General features: G+C 49.2%; 22 protein-coding genes. 10 read left to right on the top strand and 12 right to left on the bottom strand.

Features of this window, described 5'->3' with window-relative positions; genetic code table 11:
- Positions 1–67 precede the first annotated feature (67 nt).
- The gene (locus E1919_RS04795; RefSeq protein WP_162052219.1) at positions 68–904 is read left to right on the top strand and encodes an HAEPLYID family protein; all 837 of its coding nucleotides are present in this window, start codon (positions 68–70) and stop codon (positions 902–904) included.
- A 378-nt stretch (positions 905–1,282) separates the two neighbouring features.
- Here the strand turns inward: E1919_RS04795 and E1919_RS04790 are convergent, their stop codons facing one another.
- The 7 genes from E1919_RS04790 to E1919_RS04760 all read right to left on the bottom strand — a co-directional run bounded on the left by E1919_RS04790 (position 1,283) and on the right by E1919_RS04760 (position 6,785).
- A complete protein-coding gene (locus tag E1919_RS04790; RefSeq protein ID WP_162052218.1) occupies positions 1,283–1,876 on the bottom strand; it encodes a DUF4136 domain-containing protein in 594 nt (197 codons plus the stop codon).
- A 69-nt stretch (positions 1,877–1,945) separates the two neighbouring features.
- A complete protein-coding gene (locus E1919_RS04785) occupies positions 1,946–2,524 on the bottom strand; it encodes an EF-hand domain-containing protein (RefSeq protein ID WP_162052217.1) in 579 nt (192 codons plus the stop codon).
- A gap of 252 nt (positions 2,525–2,776) precedes the next feature.
- Positions 2,777–3,592 (bottom strand): glycosyltransferase family 2 protein, encoded by an 816-nt coding sequence (locus E1919_RS04780; RefSeq protein ID WP_162052216.1) that lies wholly within the window; start codon positions 3,590–3,592, stop codon positions 2,777–2,779.
- Between the two features lie 526 nt (positions 3,593–4,118).
- A complete protein-coding gene (locus E1919_RS04775) occupies positions 4,119–4,256 on the bottom strand; it encodes a hypothetical protein (protein ID WP_162052215.1) in 138 nt (45 codons plus the stop codon).
- Positions 4,257–4,405: 149 nt separating this feature from the next.
- Entirely contained in the window at positions 4,406–4,747 is a 342-nt protein-coding gene (locus tag E1919_RS04770) for a hypothetical protein (RefSeq protein ID WP_162052214.1), read from the bottom strand.
- Positions 4,748–5,497: 750 nt separating this feature from the next.
- Entirely contained in the window at positions 5,498–5,908 is a 411-nt protein-coding gene (locus E1919_RS04765) for a hypothetical protein (protein ID WP_162052213.1), read from the bottom strand.
- 259 nt (positions 5,909–6,167) lie between these two features.
- On the bottom strand, positions 6,168–6,785 hold the full coding sequence (locus tag E1919_RS04760) for an EF-hand domain-containing protein (protein ID WP_162052212.1): 618 nt from the start codon (positions 6,783–6,785) through the stop codon (positions 6,168–6,170).
- Between the two features lie 412 nt (positions 6,786–7,197).
- On the opposite strand from E1919_RS04760, the gene E1919_RS04755 reads away from it, so the two are divergent.
- Complete coding sequence (locus E1919_RS04755; RefSeq protein ID WP_162052211.1) at positions 7,198–7,548, top strand: STAS domain-containing protein; 351 nt, start codon at positions 7,198–7,200, stop codon at positions 7,546–7,548.
- 240 nt (positions 7,549–7,788) lie between these two features.
- Here E1919_RS04755 and E1919_RS04750 read toward each other — a convergent pair whose 3' ends face one another.
- Together E1919_RS04750 and E1919_RS04745 are read right to left on the bottom strand one after the other, a co-directional pair.
- Positions 7,789–8,184 carry a hypothetical protein gene (locus E1919_RS04750; RefSeq protein ID WP_237144006.1) on the bottom strand — a complete coding sequence of 132 codons (396 nt, stop codon included), beginning with the start codon at positions 8,182–8,184 and terminating at the stop codon, positions 7,789–7,791.
- Positions 8,185–8,547: 363 nt separating this feature from the next.
- On the bottom strand, positions 8,548–9,507 hold the full coding sequence (locus E1919_RS04745; RefSeq protein WP_162052209.1) for a bestrophin family protein: 960 nt from the start codon (positions 9,505–9,507) through the stop codon (positions 8,548–8,550).
- Between the two features lie 637 nt (positions 9,508–10,144).
- On the opposite strand from E1919_RS04745, the gene E1919_RS04740 reads away from it, so the two are divergent.
- The 5 genes from E1919_RS04740 to E1919_RS04725 all read left to right on the top strand — a co-directional run bounded on the left by E1919_RS04740 (position 10,145) and on the right by E1919_RS04725 (position 15,397).
- Positions 10,145–12,010, top strand: coding sequence for a carbamoyltransferase family protein (locus tag E1919_RS04740; RefSeq protein ID WP_162052208.1), 1,866 nt, complete (start codon positions 10,145–10,147; stop codon positions 12,008–12,010).
- Between the two features lie 3 nt (positions 12,011–12,013).
- A complete protein-coding gene (locus tag E1919_RS04735) occupies positions 12,014–13,435 on the top strand; it encodes an SGNH/GDSL hydrolase family protein (RefSeq protein ID WP_162052207.1) in 1,422 nt (473 codons plus the stop codon).
- Position 13,436: 1 nt separating this feature from the next.
- Positions 13,437–13,586, top strand: coding sequence for a DUF5989 family protein (locus E1919_RS27490; RefSeq protein WP_262888691.1), 150 nt, complete (start codon positions 13,437–13,439; stop codon positions 13,584–13,586).
- Between the two features lie 5 nt (positions 13,587–13,591).
- Entirely contained in the window at positions 13,592–13,966 is a 375-nt protein-coding gene (locus E1919_RS04730) for an SxtJ family membrane protein (RefSeq protein ID WP_162052206.1), read from the top strand.
- Between the two features lie 606 nt (positions 13,967–14,572).
- Positions 14,573–15,397 (top strand): DUF1206 domain-containing protein, encoded by an 825-nt coding sequence (locus E1919_RS04725; RefSeq protein ID WP_162052205.1) that lies wholly within the window; start codon positions 14,573–14,575, stop codon positions 15,395–15,397.
- A gap of 28 nt (positions 15,398–15,425) precedes the next feature.
- On the opposite strand, the gene E1919_RS04720 is transcribed toward E1919_RS04725, so the two are convergent.
- Both E1919_RS04720 and E1919_RS04715 read right to left on the bottom strand, forming a co-directional pair.
- A complete protein-coding gene (locus E1919_RS04720) occupies positions 15,426–16,049 on the bottom strand; it encodes a CPBP family intramembrane glutamic endopeptidase (protein WP_162052204.1) in 624 nt (207 codons plus the stop codon).
- A gap of 353 nt (positions 16,050–16,402) precedes the next feature.
- Positions 16,403–17,017, bottom strand: a complete 615-nt coding sequence (locus tag E1919_RS04715; RefSeq protein ID WP_162052203.1) for an EF-hand domain-containing protein — start codon at positions 17,015–17,017, stop codon at positions 16,403–16,405.
- A gap of 549 nt (positions 17,018–17,566) precedes the next feature.
- On the opposite strand from E1919_RS04715, the gene E1919_RS27295 reads away from it, so the two are divergent.
- The 3 genes from E1919_RS27295 to E1919_RS27285 all read left to right on the top strand — a co-directional run bounded on the left by E1919_RS27295 (position 17,567) and on the right by E1919_RS27285 (position 20,338).
- Positions 17,567–18,838, top strand: a complete 1,272-nt coding sequence (locus E1919_RS27295) for a glycosyl hydrolase 2 galactose-binding domain-containing protein (protein ID WP_202915848.1) — start codon at positions 17,567–17,569, stop codon at positions 18,836–18,838.
- 23 nt (positions 18,839–18,861) lie between these two features.
- Entirely contained in the window at positions 18,862–19,926 is a 1,065-nt protein-coding gene (locus tag E1919_RS27290) for a glycoside hydrolase family 2 TIM barrel-domain containing protein (protein WP_237144016.1), read from the top strand.
- Positions 19,927–20,044: 118 nt separating this feature from the next.
- On the top strand, positions 20,045–20,338 hold the full coding sequence (locus E1919_RS27285) for a hypothetical protein (protein WP_202915846.1): 294 nt from the start codon (positions 20,045–20,047) through the stop codon (positions 20,336–20,338).
- A 510-nt stretch (positions 20,339–20,848) separates the two neighbouring features.
- Here the strand turns inward: E1919_RS27285 and E1919_RS04705 are convergent.
- On the bottom strand, positions 20,849–22,057 hold the full coding sequence (locus E1919_RS04705; RefSeq protein WP_162052202.1) for an alpha/beta hydrolase: 1,209 nt from the start codon (positions 22,055–22,057) through the stop codon (positions 20,849–20,851).
- Positions 22,058–22,310 lie beyond the last annotated feature (253 nt).

The raw sequence follows: 22,310 nt of genomic DNA, 5'->3' as shown, positions 1-22,310 counted from the left end.
ACCGCTGCGCCGTGCGCACTGGTATTGTATGCCATTCCTTTTTCAAAACCGTTTTTAAAACATTTCCATGTTACATTATTTAATTATCGTGATGCTGCTATTGTCTTGTCTTAAGGCAGTAGCACAAGAAGTACAATTGGCTGATACAGTCGAAACCAGACCACTCAAGCTGACACACGCAGAACCCCTTTACATAGACCTGATCCGCGATTTAGGGGCTCATAAAGGAGAGAAAGAATGGAACATCGGTGCTGGCCTGACTGACAATCTGGGCTACGACCGCTACGAGTTTCTGGTAGAATACGAGTGGGCGCCCATCAACAGACTGGGGTTGGAGGTAGAAGTGCCTGTCTCTCTGTACACTCCCAACATCAGTGACCTTGACCCGCAGTTGAACCGGCCCGCCGACCGCATTGAGTCGCTGAAACTTGCCGCGCAGTATACCTTCCTCGTGTCAGACAAGTACCAGACATCCATGGCGCTGGGTACTATCACCGAGTTCGAGTTGGCTGACCTGAACAGAATAGGCAAGGACAATATGGTGAAGGGCTTTCTACTCAACCCCTTTCTGGTTATGGCCAAGCGCTGGGGCAGCAACATGCATTCGCTGGTGTACACAGGCCCCCGGGTGCTTTTCCCTTTCCACAAGTCAGGTACAGAAGTGGGCTACGAGATAAACAGTAGTGTACACTATATGATACCAAACTCGCGCAACTTTATAGGTTTGGAGTTGAACAAAGAGTTCTCGCATGGGGAGTTTCACATGGTGGCCAGACCGCAGATGAGAATCACAATAGATGAAGGCCTGATGATCGGTGTGGTTCCGGGTATACCAATCATAAGAGGAGAAGAGCGCTTGAGTTCTTTTGTGAGGCTAATATATGAGCCGCGGCACCGCAAATAAAGTTTTATTTTAAGCTATTACATTATGCAGATTCTGTTAAGCATGGCGATTAAGGTTTCTTCCTTTTTGGGAGGGAACCATACTTACGTCACACTCGGCATGGAAATTTACAGGGGGTTAGGTTCATCTGAGTAAGGGGCCTGATACTGGAGGATAACCTGCCTCTACTCCGCATTGCTGTCTAGTAATGCGTTCAAAGCATAGTATTTGCTAAACAAAAAGGAGACCCGGCATGGGTCTCCTTTTATGTAAAAAAAATATTTCTTTCACCTGTTTAACGGGTTAACAGGTGCTTTGTTGCTCTAAATTAGGCACTAGACCCGCTTAACAGGGGGAGATGTACCTGCCGGGGTACAGTTGCTTCCCGTCTGCGTAGTGTCATCTGGGCGGGTACTTCTCTAATATTTCTGACACAATAGTGTTAATGCGCTCCTGGCTGATGCCGCCCGTCATGTCAACGGCTCCCTCGCCAACGCCACGCCACACCAGTTCATTGGTATCCGGGTCAATCAGGTCTACCACCACTGTTCCTTCCTTGTACTGGTTGATGGTGCGGTAGGTGGCGGGGAAGCGGTTGATCCCATAGTCATACCGGTAGCCGTACCAATAGCCGTAGCCGTAGCCGAAACCATTAGGGTAGACATAGTTCGTGTTTACCGCTACCTCCGTATCTACGGCAACGTCATATGCTACCTTTAAGTCCGGATTGGTCGATTCAGAGCGGAGCCCCTGCTGTGTAAGGGTTTGCCGTATGGCATTCCGCAGATACTCGTCCAGCGCGGGGTCAAAATTTACTGATGCGTCGCGTGGCTCCATGGTACTTTCCTGATAGAAGCCGAAGGTCTGGAACTGGCTAAAGTTAGCTGACCGGTCGTAGTCTGTTGTGACACTAACAGTTGGGGCACAGCCAGCCATCAGCAAGAGGCACAGGCCCAGCAGCAGTAGCTGCATGTTTCTAGTTGTTTGTCTCATCGTCATCTTATAGTTGTGAAGCATGTGGAAAGAGGGCACCCCAGTAGGGAACCCTCTTTAGGTTTATATTTAGATGCCGTAGTAGGTGTTATAGTACACGTACTCGGTGTCGTCCAGCAGGTCGTCATCGTTCTCATCCCAGATGGTGAACACGCCGTCGGTGTACTCCCGCTCCTCTATCAACCCGTCGCCGTCTGTGTCCCAAGCAGTGTACCAGCCCATGTTATTGAAGCCGGTGTCGAACTCTGCCGTTTCAATAAATCCATCGCCGTCGGTGTCCCAAGCAGCCCAGTCGGCCCCGGTCAGGTTGTAGTCCGCCACCACCGTGTTCCACTCGGTCTCATTAATCATACCGTCGTTGTCTGCGTCCCAGGTTTGGTAGAAACTGGTGGTGTACTCATCCTCATTCAGGAAGTTGTCATCGTCCAGGTCCCAGTCCTCATAGTAATTTGTGCCCGAAAAGGTGGTGTAGTACGCGTCCCCGTCCCAGTTTTCGGCCATCGCCACATCATCCGTGATGACTTCATTGTCCATCACCTCAGTTTCCGCCACTTCTGTTTCCCCTCCGCAGCTAATTGTCCCGGCCAACAGGAAGAGACAGAGCCCGTTTCTAATTGCTTTCAAAGTACTTGTTTCTGTTTTTTTCATAGTTTCTCTTTAGTTTTGATGAAAAATTAGTTGATGGGTGCTTGTTAAAGTTTACGGGGCCTGCTGCGCATCGTTCAATAAAAATTAGCCTAAGCACTGGAGTGCAAGTGTGAAAGTGCCTTGTTGCTAAGGCAACGCGCATTGTTTCGGTGCAAACTAGAACGTACTAAATGCCTCTAATTGGAACAGATTTTTGTACTTTATATGCCCCACATAGCGGCTGCGCGGGCGGCGCAGTCCGCAGTTTTGGGCCTACTTGGCAAGAGGATCTACTGTCTTGCCTAATTGCTTTGTCATGCCGTCGTAAACTCCGCGCAGCAGCCACTTCATCTTCTCACCTTTTTCCTTCTCCTTTATCATGATGCCCCCCGCCAACTTCACCCAGCCTTTAATGAGCTTGTATGTTCTTCGCCCGGTGCGCTCCCGCACGTGCAGGCGCATATAGGTCGTGTTCCTTATCTCATAGTAAACGCGCCACGGCTGCCGGAAATCCCTTTTCCGCTCGGTGAAGTGCACGCCCTTGGCCTCCTGTACCCACATGTTCCTGTAGTTGAACTTGTCCCTCATCCGGTGCTGGAAGTACTCTGTGTCCTCGGACCAGAAGAAGAACTCCTTCATGGGGTAGCCCACATGCTTCACAACGGCCATAGGGACCAGCACGCCCCACCACCCGGGCTGGTTGTGTGTCACAAAGGCTTTATCTCTGACGTAAGGGAAGGCGATAGTTTGCTCATCTGTGGCATTCACCAGGGCTTCCAGACAGGAGGCGGAAGGGAAGAAGTCATCGTCCATCAGCCAGATGTAATCCACATTTCCTTTCTCCGCAAAGTACCTGATCCCCTCGTGGAAGCCCCCGGCGGGACCCATGTTCTCACTAAGGTAAAGCGTCTCTACGTCCTGCAGGGTGTCCAGGTACGCTCTGGCTCCGTCTGTTGAGTTGTTGTCCACCACCAGTACTTCTAGCGCGCCATAGGTCTGAGCCATAATTTTCTGGAGTGTTATCCTCAGGAGAGGTAGCCGATTATAGCTCAGGACAACTACTCCTATTGCTGGTTTTGCTGTTTTCATTTTGTATTCATTTTAGATTAGGTCAATTGATTATTATATTTTACGCCTTTATAGAATTTGTACTGTTTTATATTCATAAATCTGGTGAGGCAGAGAAATATGATGGTTAACGCACCATATTTCTCTTTGAGTGCAATATTAAAGTATAAAAATAGTTCAATTCATAATATTATGGTCGTTACTGTTTCTTAGTTAATAAAATACAGTATAGGTCTGTAACGGCAATTTTGTAAAAATGTACCTGCCAAAAGAGTCCAAAAATTGGAGTAGTTGTGCCGAAAAAAAGTGATAGTTCATTTGTTGGCAAAATTAATACTGCCATTCGCTAGCTTTTGCACTGTTTACAACATGATTTATATATACAGGGATAGGTTTTAGCTAATTTCTACAGGTAAGACCGGTTGGCAGGTGCTATCGGAGGAGCTAATAGAGTGGGTGTCGGCTCTGAGACACCAAGAATCAAAGGGAAGGCAAGTTAATATAGTGCCCCTTGCGGTACAGGTGACTTAAATAAGCATATATGTCCTCAGAGGGTAATTTTTTCCAGTCCGGGCACCACCTGCTGTGCATGAAGCAGCAGCCGGAAGGGTAGGAAAGCCACCTTATCAGGATGCTGGAGCCGCAATATATAAAGTGTGGTGGGGAAGCGTGTTTCTTCGGCCATGAACAACGGCTTGAGGATGTGGCGTTAAGCGATTTCCGCATCAACTCAAGGCTCTCCTTCTGCTCCTGTCTGATGTCAACACAGCAGGCTTGCAACGGTAGCAGAACTATAGGAATGGAACCCCGGCAGCTTAAGCGGTATTCTTATTTTTACTCCATGATAAACTCCAACTCCTGCAGCATGCACAACCCGTTGCCGCCGTCCAGGTAGCGCACCCCGGCCACTTCCTGCTCGTCCACCTGCTCGCCCTGTATCACGACAACCAGTGTCTTCTCGCTCGTATCCTGGTCTATATGGTAGGCCAGGGAAGGAGCCCCGATGTCTAAAGGAGCATGTTGTATGTCTGTTCCTTCGGATTCAATAAAGAACACCGCTCTGCCTGCCTCTACATCCTCCTCTGTTGCTATTCTCTCCTTCAGGCAGGGTGTTTTCCGCCACTCTTCCATATTGATGGAACTCCATACATCCTTCACGTTTTCTGTTTCTCTCATTAAGTTTGTTTTTAAGTTTGTTTGGTTTTAGCAAGCCTCAGGGCTTCTTGTAGTAAGTCAGGTTCCTCCCTTCCGGGCGCTTTGAATGTCATGTGGGGGTAGGGATAGATAGGGTGGGATCCGCTTCTTTTTTGCAGAAAAAAAGACCAGAAACCAGTTAGGAATACTGTTCCGCATTTACCTTAGTTAGGAATCCCATGCATGCACTTCATGGGGCTCCTTTAGGCTTGTATGAGCCTCAGCAGGCTTTCCATTGACACTTACCGGGGCGGGTAGTCCCGGGGGAGTGGCTTATAATAGTACCTGTTGTACCAGGTGTTCTAGTCAGCCGTCTCTATAAAGCCGTCGCCGTCCACGTCCCAAGCCTCGTATTAACTCAACATGAAATTATCTTAACTCAACATGAAATTATCCTCGTCCTCGCATGCTGTGAATCCTACCATCAGGAACAGGCAAAGCCTCATACCCGCCCTTCGCCACATCGCTGTTTTTGTCATTTCCATAGCTTTCAAAATAAAGTTTGTTTGGATGTTTAGTTGGTGGATGCTTGCTATAATCTACGGAGCCTGCTGCACATCGTTTAAAAAATAATAGCCTAACTGCATGAAGATGAATGTGGAAGCTGGTTTTAAGAAAGGAAACAGGCAGAATTATTGTGCAAAAAAAGTTGGACACAGCAGGCTGCAGCGAGCCGCAGGCCCACGTGAGACACAGGCAAACAGCATATGTAAGCTAGCCCTGTACGAACGGCTATAGGCTCCCGTGGCGGTTCTTTCCCAAGCTTCTGCCCAAAACCAGGAGCAGGGCAGCTGTGAAGAGCAGAACCGTGTTCAGCAGAAAGAGCCTTTTGGTTTCCAGCACTCCAACGGCATCGGCAAGGAAATTTACGAGGTGGTAAAAGTCGAAGTGAGACCTGGTGATGGATACAGCAAGGCCAAAGCCGATGAGGGCTACAAACAGGGCGTTCCTCCGGTGGATTTGCCTTCTTCCCGCAACTGCCAGGGACAGCAGCACGGAGGCCGCCAGCCCCAACAGGCCGCAGATGGCGATGCCGTGGAGATAGATTTCTGCCGCTGTTTCCCGCATTGGGCTATGCAACTGGATTCCCTCCGTTATCCTTGCATGAAACAGCATGAACAGCTGCCGCCACCCCAGTATCATCAGAACGGCTGCAAAAGAATGAACGGCAATGAATCTACTCTGTATATCTTTAATTCTAATTTCTCCAGGAATACATGATGCTACCGGCTACCACAGGTTCAGTGTAGCTTGCCTGAACCTGAAAAAGGAAGAGTCGAGCCGTTTTGCGGTCCCGAGCCCCCTCTTGAAAAACAAACACTGACCTTATTTTCTATCTTTGTCTTATGCACTAACGGTTGCTGAAGGTGTGTGCCTTTCCTCCACTAACCGGGCAGCTGATTTAGATGCCGTAGTAGGTGTTATAGTACACGTACTCGGTGTCATTCAGCAGGTTGTCGTCGTCCTCATCCCAGATGGTGAACACGCCGTCGGTGTACTCTCGCGCCTCAATCAACCCATCGCCGTCTGTGTCCCAGGTGGTGTACCAGCCCAGGCCATCGAAGCCGGTGTCGAACTCTGCCGTTTCAACAAATCCATCGCCGTCGGTGTCCCACGCGGCCCAGTCGGCCCCAGTCAGGTTGTAGTCCGCCACCACTGTGGTCCACTCGGTCTCATTAATCATACCGTCGTTGTCCGCATCCCAGGTTTGGTAGAAACTGGTGGTGTACTCATCCTCATTGAGAAAGTTATCGTCGTCCAGGTCCCAGTCCCCGTAGTAGTTTGTGCCCGTAAAGGTGGTGTAGAACTCGTCCTCGTCCCAGGTGTCGGCCATACCCACAGCATCGGTGGCAACCGCATCACCAGTGGCCACATCAACCTCCTCTCTTTCAATGTCATCTAGTACAACACCATTCTCTACAACTTCTTTTCCCCCATAGCATGCTGTAAACCCTGCCATCAGGAACAGGCAAAGCCCCGTTCCCGCTTTCCGCCATATAGCTGTCTTTGTCATTTCCATAGCTTTCATAATAAAGTTTGTTTGGATGTTTAGTTGGTGGGTGCTTGCTTCAATCTACGGGAGCAGCGGTATATCGTTTATGTGTTAATGGGCTAAAGTTTCGAAAGTGAGGGTTAAATAAAAGATGGTTGAAGGCAACGGGCAGGATATAGTAGTGAGGAAAAAATGCAGCAACAGCCGAGGGAGGCTTTTGACGCGGATCCCGGCTGTTTCTTTCAGCCTGCTGTGGCAGAAGCTGCAACAGGCTGCTTGCCAGGCAGGGGCCGGTGCTGCCTAGTTAAAATAAGTACTTATAGCATAGTACTTTAGGGGTTAGTACCCTAGAGTTAGAATGACTGTAGCGTTAATTTTGTATCAGTTAAAAAGCGCGCAGGAGCGTGCGGACCTTGCTAACAATGAAACACAAACAAAGATGGCAATAGTTGTAGAGCACAAGGGGGAATACAGCCTGGTGCTGATGAAAGGAAGCATAGAAGCCTCTGACTGTTTCCTCCTGGATAATGTCCTGGAGCTGACTTCCCTGTCAGCACACAAAAACATGTGGATTGACTTCGGGGATGTAGCCGCTGTCTCGACTCAGGCGCTGCGCATCATACTCGCCCTCTCAACCAAGGCGAAGTCCAGCGGGGTGAACCTGGTGCTTTACCAGATGACAGCTTCTATGAGGAAGACGATGAAGGAGTCAAGGCTGGACACGGTGCTGCTCATTGTACCCTCCATTGCCGATGCCTCCCGCATCTGCGAGAGCAACAGGAGAAGCTGATTCAGAAAATGTGGTCGGTATTATAGTGTAAATACCCCGCATCATCCGGTAGCGTAAAATTTCTACATTTAACTGGAGGAAGCCTCGGTGTCATGTACAGCGTGGGGCACTGTTTATGTGAGCCTTTCTTACCTGATCCACCTACAGGTGCATCAGGCTGGCTGTAACCTTCAGGCAGTTTGTATACAGAGGCTTAGCCTATACAGATGCGCCTTTTGTCTCATGCTGCGCGGTTCCAGGTTAAGCTGATTCCAACTGTAACAGCCATTCCTTTGCTTCGGCTTTGTCGTAGAAGCCCATAAGCTCTATGGGCGGGTTCATCTCCTTCCTTAATGCACTGTAAAGCCTGGCTTTTGGGGCTACAACCCAGGCCAGCCTCTTTAAACGGGTTGCTCTCAGAGCGGTGGCAAATTCCCTGGCGATGGTATTATAGGACCCGTCCTCGACTTCGATAACAGACCTGCTGCAATCGAGCAGCAGGCTGCGGATATGGTAGTTGTTGACTGTTTCAATTATAATACCCAGGCAATAGCTTACCTGTGTTAACTCGGGCTGCCGTATGTCTGGCATGCAGGCGGCGAGAATATCTGTTGCAGGGTTATATTCAAGGGCAAATGTTCCAGTGGAAAGCAGCAAGTAGTGGGGCTTGGACTATGAGCCTCAAAGGTGGCGCTTTTTATCGGATAATTAGTATATATTAGGTTATTATTTGTACTTGTTATGTAGCCACCAGAAACAGCTCTGCTCGATATGTAACAGGTCTTAACGCAGCACCCATGCCCTTGCCTTGCCATAGTCATTAAATCCCTGAAACGAGACAGGCAGTTTACTTTCAACGGGTATATGTCACCCGTCACCTTCACTACAACCTGTGTTCGGACGTGAAGACAGTCAGGAACAGCACCTTTCTTTTCCCTTAAGAGGGAACATTATCTTCCTCTCCCAAACTAAGCTCCGGCCCCTGCATTTTAACCCGGCGATGCGTCATGAGTATGGGTGTTACAAAACAATGCCCTCCTGCGTCGCCTGCCTGGCGGGAAAGTCTTTGTCGCCCCATTGCTCCTTAACGTTGGTTTCGATGGTGAGGCTGAGGGCGGTGAGTGGCACATCCTCCAGCCTGTTTTCAAAAGGGTCCTCGGTTCGCTCACCCACCAAGTCCAGCGCCAGAAACACAAAGGAAATAACAACGGAGACAGGAATAGTGGCCAGGCCCAACTCACTCACAAAAGCGAAAGGCAGCAGCGAGGCATGTATAAATACAAAAACCCGGGAGAAAAAACTGTACTGGCGCGGGAACGGCGTGTTCTTTATTCGCTCGCTCATGCCCTGAATGTTGTTGAACTCCACCAGCGTGTCCTCCAATTTTACAAACCGGTAGTCTGAGAGCCAGCCTCTCTTAAAGGCCTGCTGTAAGTCCTCGCCCTGCAACTCAAGCAGGAAGTTAGGTGGATTGTTTTTGTGGTAAAAGGCCTGAAATTCCTCTTCCTGCAGAAAAGCCTGTATGTCAGAGTATCTGTTAGCTTCCTGGTATATTTCATCCAGGTTTGTTTTATTATATGCATGCTTTATACGCAGGAACACCCGCAGCGCATGCACAAAGGCAATGTGCCTGTACACCATCCGCCGCTGCAGCTCTTTTACGGCTGGGGCATCCGCTTCTTCACCGGGGATTACCATCGTAATCACCTGGCGTGTCCAGGCGCGGCTGTAGTTAACCAACAGCCCCCAAATTTTGCGGCCTTCCCACCACCTTTCATAGGCGTTGTTGCTCTTGAAGCCGAGAAAGATAGCCAGTGCCGTGCTGAGGGCAGTAACGGTGCTGAAAGGCATACTCAGGTAAACCAACTGATAATAATCATGGACAAGGTAAACAGCGACTGCTAACAGCAGGTAGTAAAGCAGGCTTTTCCATGTATAGTGGAGGATACCCCTCCAACTCAAATTTCTCCGGACTATCATCTAACAGCAAAATAACACTAAGCTGTTTACTACGGGCGGGGAGAATAGTTTTGACATTATATCTATCAGCCTGTCTGGATCAGCGTCCAGCACCCGCTGTATCGCCATGTGTCGGAATTCCGGCATAGGCTTTTTGATTTGGCCCAGAATTAGTTGAACTGGTACGGGAACTAGTGCAAAACACATATTGGGCAGGTTTCCGTATGTTCCAACTTATATTCATAAATATATATCTAATCAAAACAAAAGTAAATAGGAGCCTGAGAGCTGTATTTAATAAAATGTCGCTATTGTTATTATAGCACGGCTCGAGGCACGGCTATTAAAAAAAGTAAGAAAAAGCTCTTCCCGTCATAAACAATCTTCCTATGCACTCTAAAAATATGGTCCAATACCCTCTTAATAGATCACCTTTATACCAGCGTTACTGCATGAACCAACATATGAACTACACGATCATCGTCGACCTGCGATCGTTAAAGGCACCCTGGATGGAGGCAAAGAAGATGAATATAATACAAATTTAAATTAACTACCCTCTATTCGTGAGTTATTCCTGGACAAACTATAGTTACAGCTATACTAACAGAACAAAACATAAACGAATACAGTACAGTATTGACTATACATAAGCTTGATGAAAAATATACTCGGAATATCATCATTTTATCATGACTCTGCGGCTGCACTGCTGGTTGGGGGGAGGATAGTTGCGGCAGCTCAGGAGGAGCGTTTTACCAGAGACAAGCACACGCCAGATTTTCCAACGCAAGCGATCAAGTACTGTTTAGAGGAAGCAGGGCTTGAAATAGACGAACTGGACGCCATCGTCTTTTATGACAAACCACTCTTGAAATTTGAAAGGCTTTTACAGACCTATTATGCTTATGCGCCAAGTGGACTGGTATCGTTCCTAAAGGCGATACCTGTGTGGCTCAATGAGAAGATGTTCTTGAAAAAGCTGATCTTCGAAGGATTAGAAGAGGTGGGGCCTTATGACAAAAGCAAGGCCAAGCTGTTGTTCCCTGAACATCACCTGTCTCACGCAGCAAGTGCCTTTTACCCTTCTCCTTACGAAAGAGCGGCTATTTTAACCATCGATGGCGTTGGGGAATGGTGTACCGCCTCCATCGGGCTTGGCGAGAACGGGCAGATCAGTATACTCAAAGAAATGGAGTTCCCGCACTCTGTGGGCCTACTTTACAGTGCCTTTACCTATTACCTGGGTTTCACCGTCAATTCGGGGGAATATAAGCTTATGGGGCTGGCACCCTACGGAAATCCGGATGCAGCCGAAACACACAGGTTCATAGAGCTGATCAAAAAGGAGTTGGTAGACATAAAAGACGATGGCTCTATTTGGCTTAACCAATCTTACTTCAACTATGCAACAGGTCTCAGAATGGTCAAAGAAAAGAAGTGGGAGGACCTATTCGGGCTGAAACGCAGAAGAGAAGAGACCGACATAACACAAGTTCACTGCAACATGGCCTTAGCCATACAAACAGTTACAGAAGAAATTGTCATTAAAATGGCGGTTGAGGCAAAACGAATAACGGGTGCTGACTATTTGTGTATGGCTGGAGGTGTGGCTCTTAACTGTGTCGCCAATGGGAAGCTCCTGAGGGAAAACATCTTTAAGGGGATCTATATACAACCAGCGGCAGGAGATGCAGGAGGCGCCTTAGGAGCTGCCCTTGCTATAAGCAACATGTATTTTGAAGAGGAGCGCATCCGCAACAACGACACCGATATCATGCAAGGCGCCTACCTTGGCCCTGACTACTCCGAAAAAGAGATCCGGTCGATGAACAGAAGGGTAAAAGCAACCTATAAGGAGTATAAAGACTTTCAGGAGCTGGCTCAGTTCGCGGCTGATAAGCTGGCAGCAGGAAACGTGGTCGGCTGGTTTCAGGGGCGCATGGAGTTTGGCCCCAGGGCCTTGGGAAACAGAAGCATCCTGGGTGATGCGAGAAATCCTGAAATGCAGAAAAAGCTGAACCTTAAAATAAAGTACCGGGAGGGCTTCAGACCCTTTGCGCCTTCTGTGCTGGCAGAAAAGGCTGCCGATTACTTCGACCTTGAAACCGAGTCCCCCTATATGCTGCTTGTCGCTCCTGTAAGCGAACGGAGAAGGAAGCAGATACCCGCTAACTACAATGAGTTGCCGCTTTGGGAAAGGCTTTACTGCGAGAGAAGCGATGTGCAGTCTGTCACGCACCTTGACTTTTCTGCTCGTGTCCAAACGGTTCACAAGGAAACTAATCCTCGCTACTGGGAACTGATAAAGGCTTTTGACCAGCAAACCGACTATGGTCTGGTGGTCAACACAAGTTTCAATGTAAGGGGCGAGCCCATTGTCTGTACACCGTACGATGCCTATCGTTGCTTTATGAGCACAGACATGGACTACCTGGTGATCGGCGACTTTGTTTACTGTAAGACCGAACAACCCGACTGGCAGAATAAAGAGAAGTGGATGGTCAAATTTAAGATGGACTAAGTTTTGAAGAACACAAACAACATACTCATTTTCTTTATAGTACTGTGCATTTTACTCTGGAACCCGATTTCCTTTTATCTCCTCTACGAAGGGAGCGAGGTATACCGGTCCGATCTTTTCAAAGCGGTGTTCTGGATGTTACCTCTTGCAGGCATCCTGCTTATCTTTTTCTTAAAGAGAGACAACGGGTTAGCTGATCGGTTTGGCAACACCATCACTGGGCTCTCCTTCTTCGGGATATTCTTTTCCCTTTTGGTCATGCTCAATGCGCTGGTGGGCTTAGTCGTTAAACCCGCTAAGGAGCCCAACCCGCACCTTGAAGGAATGGAGCAAGGCCTGATCTTCGCCCCCAATTCAGTGGCTCATTACAAAACAGCTGAGTTTGACTATAAGGCAGAGATCAACAGCCTAGGCTTGCGCAACAAAGAAGTCAAAGTAGACAAAGAGCAGGGCACGTTCAGGATTTTATGCTTCGGCGACAGCTGGACCTTTGGCTGGGGGGTAGACGTTACGGAAAGCTGGCCTATGCAGTTGGAAGAATTCTTGCACGCGAAGGGATACCCGCAAGTGGAGGTAATCAACTGTGGGCAGGGCGGACAGTACACGTCTACTTACAAAGAGTATATGGCCAGGGCCGTTCCACTTTTAAAACCAGACCTGGTGCTGGTAGGTGTCCTGCAGCTGGATGACCTGGCGCAGTTATTTGAGAACAACTTCGAAGCTGAGAACGATCTGACTACTACCCCTGTGCTATCGTCTCTGTCCATCTCAAAAGCGGGAGGCTCATTGACAGCCTTCTTAAAAGCATCGTTCAGCAACTACCTGAAACTGTTCTACAGTGACAGCGGTGAGGAAATATCTGTGAATGAATTGTGGGAGGCTACCAACAAGAACCTGATCGAGGGGTTTGATAACACCCAGCGGCTTCGGTTCTCAACATTGTCCGATACAGTGCAAGCATTGTTTAGGGCCGGTGACCTGAACCCCAGCCTGTTGAATTACTACATAAACTTCCCGGACAGGGAAACCATCTTTAACAATCCTCACAACCCTGCCACCAGGTTTGCACTGCAGGAAATGGACAAGGACCTGAAGGAAATGAGAACGATCAGCAGGGATAACGAAGCAGAGATGGTTTTCATCAATCTCCCTATAAATTACCTGACCGGGCATAAGGTAGACCGTACACCTTCAGACTTTCTGAACAAGTACTTCATGGACAACAACAAGATCGATTCTGTTTACCACCAGTTGGCAGTGTCCAATGACATCCCCTACATGGAGCTAACGCAGAGATTCCGCGAGTTAGAAAATAAGGAAAAGTACTTTTACCAGTTCGATGGCCATCCAAATGAGGAAGGCTATAAAGAGATTGGGATCAACATTGGCCAGTATCTTCTTAACAACAACCTAATAAAAAATTGATATGGATTTCTTAAAAGACATGTGGTTCTTTATGCGAGAACGAAGAAAATTTTGGCTGGCACCAATCATCGTAGTGCTATTACTGCTGGGATTCCTTATTGTTTTTGGTGGTAGCAGTGCTGTTGCGCCGTTCATTTACACTTTATTCTAAATACTATGAGCTCTAAAAAGATAAAATCCGATCCGGTAAAAACGGTTTTGGTCATCACGGTGGGGATGCTCCTTGTGTATATCATCTCTGAATGGGAGTGGGCCCTGTATGTTTCTTTAGCTGTTGGGGCACTGGGTCTCTTGTCGGGTTACCTGGCAAAGAAGATAGACTTCTTGTGGATGAAACTGACCTGGGTGCTGAGTTATATCATGCCTAATATCATACTATCTATAGTTTTCTATATCTTTTTGGTACCGGTTGCATTTTTGTCTAGGATCTTTGGAGAAAAGAACCAACTGTCTTTAAAGAACACAGACAAAAGTCTGTTCAAAGAGCATAAAAAGAAGTATGATAAGGTCTCTTTTGAAAAGACCTGGTAATTGAGCCTCCTTTCACAAAGATACGAGTGACTGTTGCAGCATACATTCCAGAACCTGACTGAGGTTCAGATGCTTTTCCCTAGGGGCGAGCGTCTGAACCTCTTTTCTTCATAACCTTATGAGTTGTTCCTGATTCATGCCAGCCCTTGCCGGTATAGCGACAAGGCCAGGTGCACCCTTGGCTTCAGCGGAGCGGCCTGTAAACATATCGGCAAAGGGTAGCTCCGCTGGAGCTAAAGAATAGTGAGGATCTTTTTCTATCAAAAGGTTGTCCCGCTGGGACTCTTGTGTAAGTTCAGTTAGTTTATGCTGGCCCATAAAATGGGGGGTGGCTGTTGTACAATTTGGCTTGTAGCATGGCCTCCACGCAGCATTCATTCAAAACAAGTGTAAAACGCTCCCTGTCCGGATACTAAACTGCTAGGACAACTCCTCCTACCACTACTGTTGTAACAAGCAGCGGGAATTTCTGATAAATCCAGTATTTAAAGTCAATGCCAAACCAAAAAAGCTGCCTGCTTAGTGATAAAATAACGTGACTTTCTTAGTGCCGTACAGATAATACATTCGGCTCCAGCCGCTGTACTGACCTTTCGGATCTATAAGATGAAGCTTTCAGACCCTGCTGCATATATCCCTTCTGTTCCGCCCAAATGGGTAAAGCGCCTCGCCCAGGTTGGCCTGGCTGCAAAAGGCGTCGTATACTGCCTGCTCGGCATATTGGCACTGGTGGCGTCGCTTGAGCTGGGCAGGGGCACACGGGAGATAAACAGAAAGGAGGTTTTCCTGTTTATTGAGGAGCTGTTTTTGGGGAAGGTCCTCCTGCTGGTTGTCGCAGCCGGCCTGGCGTGCTACTGTGTATGGAGGCTGCTGCAGGCCCTTACAGACACAGAGGGAAAAGGAACCGGCGTAAAGGGCCTTGTCTACAGGGTGCGCTACGGGTCCAGCGGGGCTTTCTACGCACTCCTGACGTTTGTGGCAGCCAAGCTGGCGGTGAGCAGCAGCAGTAGCGACGGCGAAGGCATCAGGCAGGCGTTCATCACTGAGGTGCTGCAAAAGCCTCTGGGGCAGTGGCTGGTTATCTTTGGTGCGGCACTCATTGGCCTTGGCGGGGCTTACTTCATTTACGAAGGTTTCTTTGAGAGGTACAGGAAGAAGATAAAGGAAGCAAGGTTAGGCTACAAAGCTGAGGAGACGATGATCAAAACGGGAAAAATGGGCTATGTCTCCCGTGGCACAGTGTGGGGCGTCTTCAGCTATCTGCTCCTGAGAGCCGCCTTAAATGCAAAAAGGGGCAACGTCGAAAGTGCTTTTCACTTCCTGGAAAGCACTGCACACGGGGCCTACCTGCTGGGGGCGGTGGCGCTTGGCCTTATCTGCTACAGCGTGTTTGTGCTCATGGAAGCCAGGTTCCGGTACAGCAGCAAATAGCAGCTTTGCCTGGTACATGTTGCCCTGTCTATTTAAAGAACCTGCCCATCCCCAGGGAGAAAATCATTACCCCGTATAAGAAGTGCTCTATCACCACAATGAGCAGGGAGTTATACCTCCGATAGGTGTGGCTAAAGACAAAGCTCACCAGGAAAGCCCCGGTGATGGCTACCCAGTTGCCGAAGACAATGTGTGAGAAGCCAAAGAAGGCGCTGTTGAGCAGGACGGAGACCTTCGCATTCGGGAAAAGGTCGCTGTAGCGGTGGTAGTACCAGGCCCTGTACACTATCTCCTGCGGGATGACAGACCAGAAAGGGTACAGTGCCACTGCCAGCAGGTAGCGGTCGAAGTTCTCCTGGGGCAGGTAGTAAAGCAGGTCCCGGTGAAAGAAGCGGATAAAGCCGTAGACCAGGGCGGAAACGAGCACAAACCTGCCGATAAGAAACGCCCAGTTGACGGGCACCAGCCTCAGGAAGCGCTTGTTGTGAAAGCCCCTGTTCCTGAGCAGGAGGACAAGCAATAAGATTCCCATTCCCAGGAGGGGCACCAGGTTGTATATTCCCTGCAGCTGGTATGCGGTGAAAAGCGGGACGGCAATATATATAAGAAGTAGTTCAAGTGATCGCAGTGTCGTGTTTTTGTTTTTCTTCATTCTCCAAGGGCAAAACTGGTTATCCCGCTCCAACCGAAATGGAATGGAGCAGCAGCTGTAGAAGGTACCGTTTTCAAGGGCAGGGGGTTTCGTCTGCCGTTAAGATAAGACAGGAGGAGGAGGGGCACTGGTTAAGATCAAGGTCTCGTTGCCCTCTATACCGGGATACCTCCTCTTACCTGCTCAACTGGTTCAGGAAAGGGTGCTGTTCAGGGGCGGGTAAAAGGGAAGCCACCAGGCAATTCCTCAGTATGCAACACCGCTCGTGGGCTTCTACAGATAGAGGCTCCATATTATGAGGAGCCCCTATCTGTAAGTATGTGCGGTTATTTAAAGCCCGTATGTCAACTAATTCAAATGCCGTAGTAGGTGTTGAAGTAAGTGTACTCCGTGTCATCCAGCACGTCGTCTTCGTCCTCATCCCAGATGGTGAACACCCCGTCGGTGTACTCGCGCGCCTCTATCAGCCCGTTACCGTCTGTGTCCCAGGCGTTATACCAGCCCAAATTATTGAAACCGGTATCGAACTCTGCCGTCTCAATAAATCCGTCGGTGTTGGTGTCCCAGGCGGCCCAATCTGCCCCAGCCAGGTTGTAATCTGCCACTGCTGCGTTCCACTCAATATCCTCTATCATTCCGTCATTGTCTGTATCCCAAATCTGGAAGAAACTGGTGGTGAACTCGTCCTCATCCAAGAAGCTATCGTCATTCACATCCCAGTCCTGGTAGTAGCTAGTGGGTGTAAAAGTAGTATAGAATTCGTCCCTGTCCCAGGTGTCGATTATAGCCACATCAACTGTGGCACCCACATCTTCCACAGTTACAACATCGCTCTTGTTCAGAGTATCGGTTACCACCTCATCCTCAACTATTTCTCTTCCTCCATAGCAAGCTACCACTCCAGTCAACAGAAATAGGAAAATCCCATTTGTAACCGTTTTCAGGGCGTTCATTTCTCTTCTTTCCATGATGCTACTCCAAGTTTGTTTTTGTAAAAGACTTATGGGTGCTTGCCAAAGTCTACGGAGCCAGCCGTACATCGTTTATGTGGCAATGTGACAACTTGTTGAAAGGAAGGGTTAAATAAGAACTTAAGGCAGTAGAGCAGGCAGTGTATACTAATGGAAATAAAAATGCGAAGGCTTGATTCCAAGCCGCTGGAGCTTACCTACACTGTTGTTTCAATTCGCTGTAACAATAGCTGCAGCGGAGAAAAGCAGCTTGCATATTAGGCCGTAACTAGTGCTGCCCGAGGGATATACTTCTTAAGTTAAATTAGACAAAACGGGCCACCTCAAGAGCAATAGTCAAAAATTAAGCGTCGGAGAGCTTGTAGTGAGCATCATCCTTTCTGCCAATGTAAAGAAAGAAGTCGACGATATAGCAGTGTATTGCTATAGTCTGTTCTGTCATCGCCATGTTCATTTAGGGTGTGTGGTAACTGTAACATGAGCTAAAGTCAACGGCAGAATAGATTTTCATGTCGAGCAACTTGAGTTAAAACAGGAAAAATATCTATGAGTAAAAAAAGATTAAGCCTTCCTTTCAAATCCACCGCACTGAAAGCCTTTGCTGGTGTGCTAGGCCTCATTCTCCTGGCTAGTGCGCCAATTTTTGCACAAACCAGGACGACAGGAGTCGAGAACGTGGCCAGGCAGCGCATTTCCATCAACAACAACTGGAGCTTCTATAAGTATGTGTCGGCAGACAAGGCAGATAACCTGATCTACGATGTGCGCCCGGAGGCAACAGAAGACACAGACCATAAAGTAGCGGATGCCAAACCCACGGAGGCCGTGGAAGTAGCAGCAACGGCACAAGTGCTGAAGCCCTGGATACTGCCCACTGGAAACGACTTTATCAAGGACCCCGCCAAACGGCATACCCGGCCCGAAGGCAGTCCTGGAGCCGATTTCCCCTTTGTTCAAGCTGACTTTGATGACAGTTCCTGGGAAAGAGTTAATCTTCCGCATGATTGGGCCATCAAGGGGCCATTTTTAGAAGGACCCGATGCTGAAGTTGGCGGGAGCATGGGACGACTGCCCAGCCCGGGTGTGGCCTGGTATAGAAAAGATCTGGATATTCCGGCCTCGGATGCAGGTAAATCCATCTTCCTGGATGTGGATGGTGCCATGTCCTATGCCATAGTCTGGCTGAATGGCCACCTGGTAGGGGGGTGGCCTTATGGCTACTCCTCCTGGCGTCTGGACCTCACACCTTATTTGAATCCGGGAGGTGAGAATCAACTGGCGATACGCCTGGACAATCCAACTGTTTCGTCGCGCTGGTATCCGGGCGGCGGAATTTACCGCAATGTATGGCTCACCAAAACCAATCCAGTGCATGTAAGCCAGTGGGGCACCGATGTGACAACAAAAGAAGTTTCAAAAGCCTTCGCCATAGTCGATCTGGAAGTTTCCATCGACAATGACTCCGGGAAAGACCCTAACGTCGAAGCGATCACACAGGTCTTTGCCCTGGATAAAGACGGTAAGAAAACCGGCAAAGCCGTAGCCAGCTTTAAACTCATGAAAACAGGGGTGGCCGCCGGAGAGCGTGTCAGGCTTAAGGGCTCTGTGACCATCAAAAATCCGCGCCTGTGGGGACCTCCGCCCACGCAGACGCCCCACCGCTACCTTGCCGTAACAACTTTAAGGCAGCAGGGCAAGCCCGTCGATACGTATGAGACACCTTTTGGCATTCGCGATTTGCGCTTTGATCCGGAAACAGGCCTCTATGTTAACGGCGAGAGAATTTACATCAAGGTGTTAACCAGCACCATGATTTAGGGGCACTTGGTGCTGCCTTCAACATTCGTGCAGCCGAAAGGCAGCTCGAGCTACTCCGGGAGATGGGCACCAACGCGATTAGAATGGCCCATAACCCGCCGGCTCCTGAGTTACTCGAGTTAACAGACAAAATGGGCTTTCTGGTGGTAAACGAGGTGTTCGATGTCTGGGAGCGGAAGAAGCGACCGCTCGACTTCCACCTCATTTTCCCTGACTGGCATGAGCAGGATCTGCGTGCCTTAATTCGCCGGGACCGCAACAATCCCTCTGTGATTATGTGGAGCTTCGGCAATGAGGTTGGGGAGCAATACACGGAAGAGGAAGGCGCTGCGCTGGCAAATCGGCTGCACAACATCGTGAAAGAGGAGGATACTACCCGCCCCACAACCGCCTCGATGAATTATGCCAAACCCCACATGCCTTTTCCCGGATCCATGGATGTCATCAGCCTGAATTACCAGGGCGAAGGAATCCGCGACGCGCCTGCCTATGCCGACCTGCAGGGCATCCGCACCTCCCCGCTTTACCCGGCCTTTCATGAAGCGTTTCCCGACAAGGTTATCCTCAGCAGCGAGAACGCTGCCGCTTTGAGTAGTCGCGGGGAATACCTGTTTCCAGTTGCTGAGGGAATCAGTGCGCCGGTGCGGGATGGTTTAGGCGGGGATCCCAAGACCAAACAGTTTAGCGCCTACGAGCTGTATACTGCGCCGTTCGGCTCCTCCGCAGATAAAGTGTTCGGCTCACTGGATAGGCACCCTTACGTGGCAGGCGGGTTTGTCTGGAGTGGCTGGGACTACCTCGGCGAACCCACCCCGTATTACGAAGCCCGCAGTTCGTATTTCGGGGTTATTGACCTGGCTGGCTTCAAGAAAGATCGCTTTTACCTTTACCAGGCAAACTGGCGTCCCGATTTCCCCATGGCGCACATCCTGCCGCACTGGACCTGGCCGGAGCGGGTGGGAGAAGTCACACCGGTGCATGTGTTCACCTCAGGAGATGAAGCGGAGCTTTTCCTCAACGGCAAGTCCCTCGGGCGAAAGAAAAAAGGGAAGTATGAGTACCGTCTGCGCTGGGACGAGGTGACATAAGAGCCAGGCGAGCTGAAAGTGGTGGCTTACAAGAACGGGAAAAAGTGGGCAACTGATGCGGTAACAACAGCAGGTGATGCAGCCAGACTGGAGCTGAGTGCAGACCGTAAGGTAATTGATGCAGACGGTGAAGACCTTTCTTTCATTACCGTTCGTAGAAGATGCCAGCGGCAACACTGTTCCCCAGGCGGACAGCCCCATTACCTTCGTGATATCAGGTCCCGGGGAGATTGTAGCGACAGACAATGGCGACCCGACCAGCTTTGTTCCCTTCCCAAGCCATGAGCGGGAAACCTTTAACGGCCTTGCGTTGGTTATCGTACGTGCCAAAGCCGGAGAGGCTGGCAACATAAAAATTATAGCAGCATCACCCGGACTAAAAGACGCGCAGTTGGTAGTTAACAGCCAATAGCAGATGCTTGAGATTACAATGTTTTACTGTAAGCTTTTTCCAGGCAGCCATACTTTGTTTGTACAGCAGGCTTTCATATTGTTAAACTGATGCTGACGCTGTTGATTATGGTTGAAATGCTTTCCCATAATATGCCGGAACCCTGAGATGCTCTCTTGAATAAGGCTCCAGTATTTACAAAAAACTTAAGTTGCGATTAATTTTTTCGTAGCCAAAATAAACTCACCCCTAACCCCTCCGAGGTAGGGAATCTTCCTTCTCGGCCGAAAATCCTCTCTTGGGAGGGGCAGGGGTGGGTCTTCGAAGGTAGCGGCACAGTGAAATGTGCACTTCGCAACTAGAGTTAAAAAGTTTAGTTGTAGAACAAGAAAAGGCTTCTCATCACGGGGAGCCTTTTCTTGTTTTGTAACGGCAGTTATTCTTATTGGAGCGAATTGTAGGCTAGATGATTTGGCGGCTGCTGCGAGACTGTAACCTAAACTGTGTCTGCAGCCCCTCTATAAGATATACTTATTGTTTGAATGCGCTTTTCAGTCGCATGGCGGCGTAATCTTGCGCTGCAACGGCCTCTTCCAGTAGCGCGTTCATGCCGAAGAACTCATGCGTTACCCCTTCATATACTTTGCGCTCCACGGGTACTCCTGCCGCTTGCAGCCGCTCTGCGAGTAACTGTCCCTCATAACGCAGGGGGTCAATTTCGGCATTGATGATGGTTGTTGGCGGCAATCCATTCAGGTTGGCATTTACCAGGTCTATCAGCGGGTGTGTCTCTGTTTCCCAGCCTGGCACATACAGGCTGAAGAACCACTTCATCAGGCCCTTGTTCAGGAAGAAGGCATTCTCGTACTCGTCATAAGTGGGCGAGTCAACATCACCGTCCGCTATAGGGTAAACTGAAAGTATGTGCTCCGGCATTGGCTCATTCCGTTCCCTGGCCATTAAAGCTACGGCTACAGCCAGGTTGCCCCCGGCGCTTTCCCCGGCAGTGACCACCATGTCAGGGTTACCGTTAATAACGGATGCAGAGTCACGTGCCCATTGGTAAGCGGCAAAAGCATCTTCATGGGCTGCCGGGTACCGGTGCTCAGGCGCCTGCCGGTAAGCCACCGATATTACAATGGCCCCTGCTTTGTCTGCAAGCGCACTGGCCGAAGGCTCGTAAGTGTCGAGGTTTGTTAGCACCCATCCACCGCCGTGGTAGTACACGATAACAGGGAAAGGACCCGTGCCGCTTTTAGGAGTATAAATACGTACCAGCAGGTTCAGGTCTGTATCGTTCGGTATCACCCTATGGTTAACAGATACGCTGGCAGGCTTTGGGCTAATGTTGTGCTCCCGCAGCAGGTCTGTTAAGGCATCGTAGAAGGTGGGTTCCTCCCGCGCCTGGTCTGCTGCCAGTTTAGGATATGGTACAATGCCATAGCTTTGAAACTGCTCAATAACAGCCAGCATCTGAGGATCAATGCTGGGTGCCCAACTCGGATTCGGTCCGTTGGGTTCAATCTTACCGGCATCGGTCGGTACTTCAGTGTTTCCAGCTGGCTCACTGCCACCAGCAACTACTGGGTCCTGTCCGGAACTTTGCCCATCCCCGACAACAGGAACCTGGCTGCAGCTGAACATGAAGACAGCCGCAAAGAGAGTCGCAGAAAACTTTGCGGCTGTCTTTTTCTGCCTTTGCAGGCTTATTTTCATCTTTTGAGTCAAGTTGATTTTCATAGTTCAGTCATTTGGTTAATCGATAATAGCATTTGTGTAAAAGCGAAAGGTGCAAGCCAGCAGGGTAGGGTCTGCTTGATCTACAGGCAAAGAGCTTCTTCTCTCCCAATGCTGTGTACGTCCTGCTCTTTAATGTACCTACACAAAAAAGGAACTAACCTGTGCAGGGACTAATAAGACCAGTGAAAGCCGGATAATCTTTAGTGGAAGCGGAAGCGTCAGCTCAATACTTTAGTTAATTGCTGAAATGAGT

The organism is Pontibacter pamirensis, from assembly GCF_010015475.1.
Taxonomy (GTDB): Bacteria; Bacteroidota; Bacteroidia; order Cytophagales; family Hymenobacteraceae; genus Pontibacter; species Pontibacter pamirensis.
This window is presented reverse-complemented; position numbering and strand designations above follow the sequence as displayed.

Excerpts from the sequence above, each read along its gene's own strand:
- E1919_RS04795 (WP_162052219.1), top strand. The coding sequence starts at position 68 with ATGTTACATTATTTAATTATCGTGATGCTGCTATTGTCTTGTCTTAAG.
- E1919_RS04790 (WP_162052218.1), bottom strand. The coding sequence starts at position 1,876 with ATGAGACAAACAACTAGAAACATGCAGCTACTGCTGCTGGGCCTGTGC.
- E1919_RS04785 (WP_162052217.1), bottom strand. The coding sequence starts at position 2,524 with ATGAAAAAAACAGAAACAAGTACTTTGAAAGCAATTAGAAACGGGCTC.
- E1919_RS04780 (WP_162052216.1), bottom strand. The coding sequence starts at position 3,592 with ATGAAAACAGCAAAACCAGCAATAGGAGTAGTTGTCCTGAGCTATAAT.
- E1919_RS04775 (WP_162052215.1), bottom strand. The coding sequence starts at position 4,256 with ATGGCCGAAGAAACACGCTTCCCCACCACACTTTATATATTGCGGCTC.
- E1919_RS04770 (WP_162052214.1), bottom strand. The coding sequence starts at position 4,747 with ATGAGAGAAACAGAAAACGTGAAGGATGTATGGAGTTCCATCAATATG.
- E1919_RS04765 (WP_162052213.1), bottom strand. The coding sequence starts at position 5,908 with ATGATACTGGGGTGGCGGCAGCTGTTCATGCTGTTTCATGCAAGGATA.
- E1919_RS04760 (WP_162052212.1), bottom strand. The coding sequence starts at position 6,785 with ATGGAAATGACAAAGACAGCTATATGGCGGAAAGCGGGAACGGGGCTT.
- E1919_RS04755 (WP_162052211.1), top strand. The coding sequence starts at position 7,198 with ATGGCAATAGTTGTAGAGCACAAGGGGGAATACAGCCTGGTGCTGATG.
- E1919_RS04745 (WP_162052209.1), bottom strand. The coding sequence starts at position 9,507 with ATGATAGTCCGGAGAAATTTGAGTTGGAGGGGTATCCTCCACTATACA.
- E1919_RS04740 (WP_162052208.1), top strand. The coding sequence starts at position 10,145 with ATGAAAAATATACTCGGAATATCATCATTTTATCATGACTCTGCGGCT.
- E1919_RS27490 (WP_262888691.1), top strand. The coding sequence starts at position 13,437 with ATGGATTTCTTAAAAGACATGTGGTTCTTTATGCGAGAACGAAGAAAA.
- E1919_RS04730 (WP_162052206.1), top strand. The coding sequence starts at position 13,592 with ATGAGCTCTAAAAAGATAAAATCCGATCCGGTAAAAACGGTTTTGGTC.
- E1919_RS04725 (WP_162052205.1), top strand. The coding sequence starts at position 14,573 with ATGAAGCTTTCAGACCCTGCTGCATATATCCCTTCTGTTCCGCCCAAA.
- E1919_RS04720 (WP_162052204.1), bottom strand. The coding sequence starts at position 16,049 with ATGAAGAAAAACAAAAACACGACACTGCGATCACTTGAACTACTTCTT.
- E1919_RS04715 (WP_162052203.1), bottom strand. The coding sequence starts at position 17,017 with ATGGAAAGAAGAGAAATGAACGCCCTGAAAACGGTTACAAATGGGATT.
- E1919_RS27295 (WP_202915848.1), top strand. The coding sequence starts at position 17,567 with ATGAGTAAAAAAAGATTAAGCCTTCCTTTCAAATCCACCGCACTGAAA.
- E1919_RS27285 (WP_202915846.1), top strand. The coding sequence starts at position 20,045 with ATGCAGACGGTGAAGACCTTTCTTTCATTACCGTTCGTAGAAGATGCC.
- E1919_RS04705 (WP_162052202.1), bottom strand. The coding sequence starts at position 22,057 with ATGAAAATCAACTTGACTCAAAAGATGAAAATAAGCCTGCAAAGGCAG.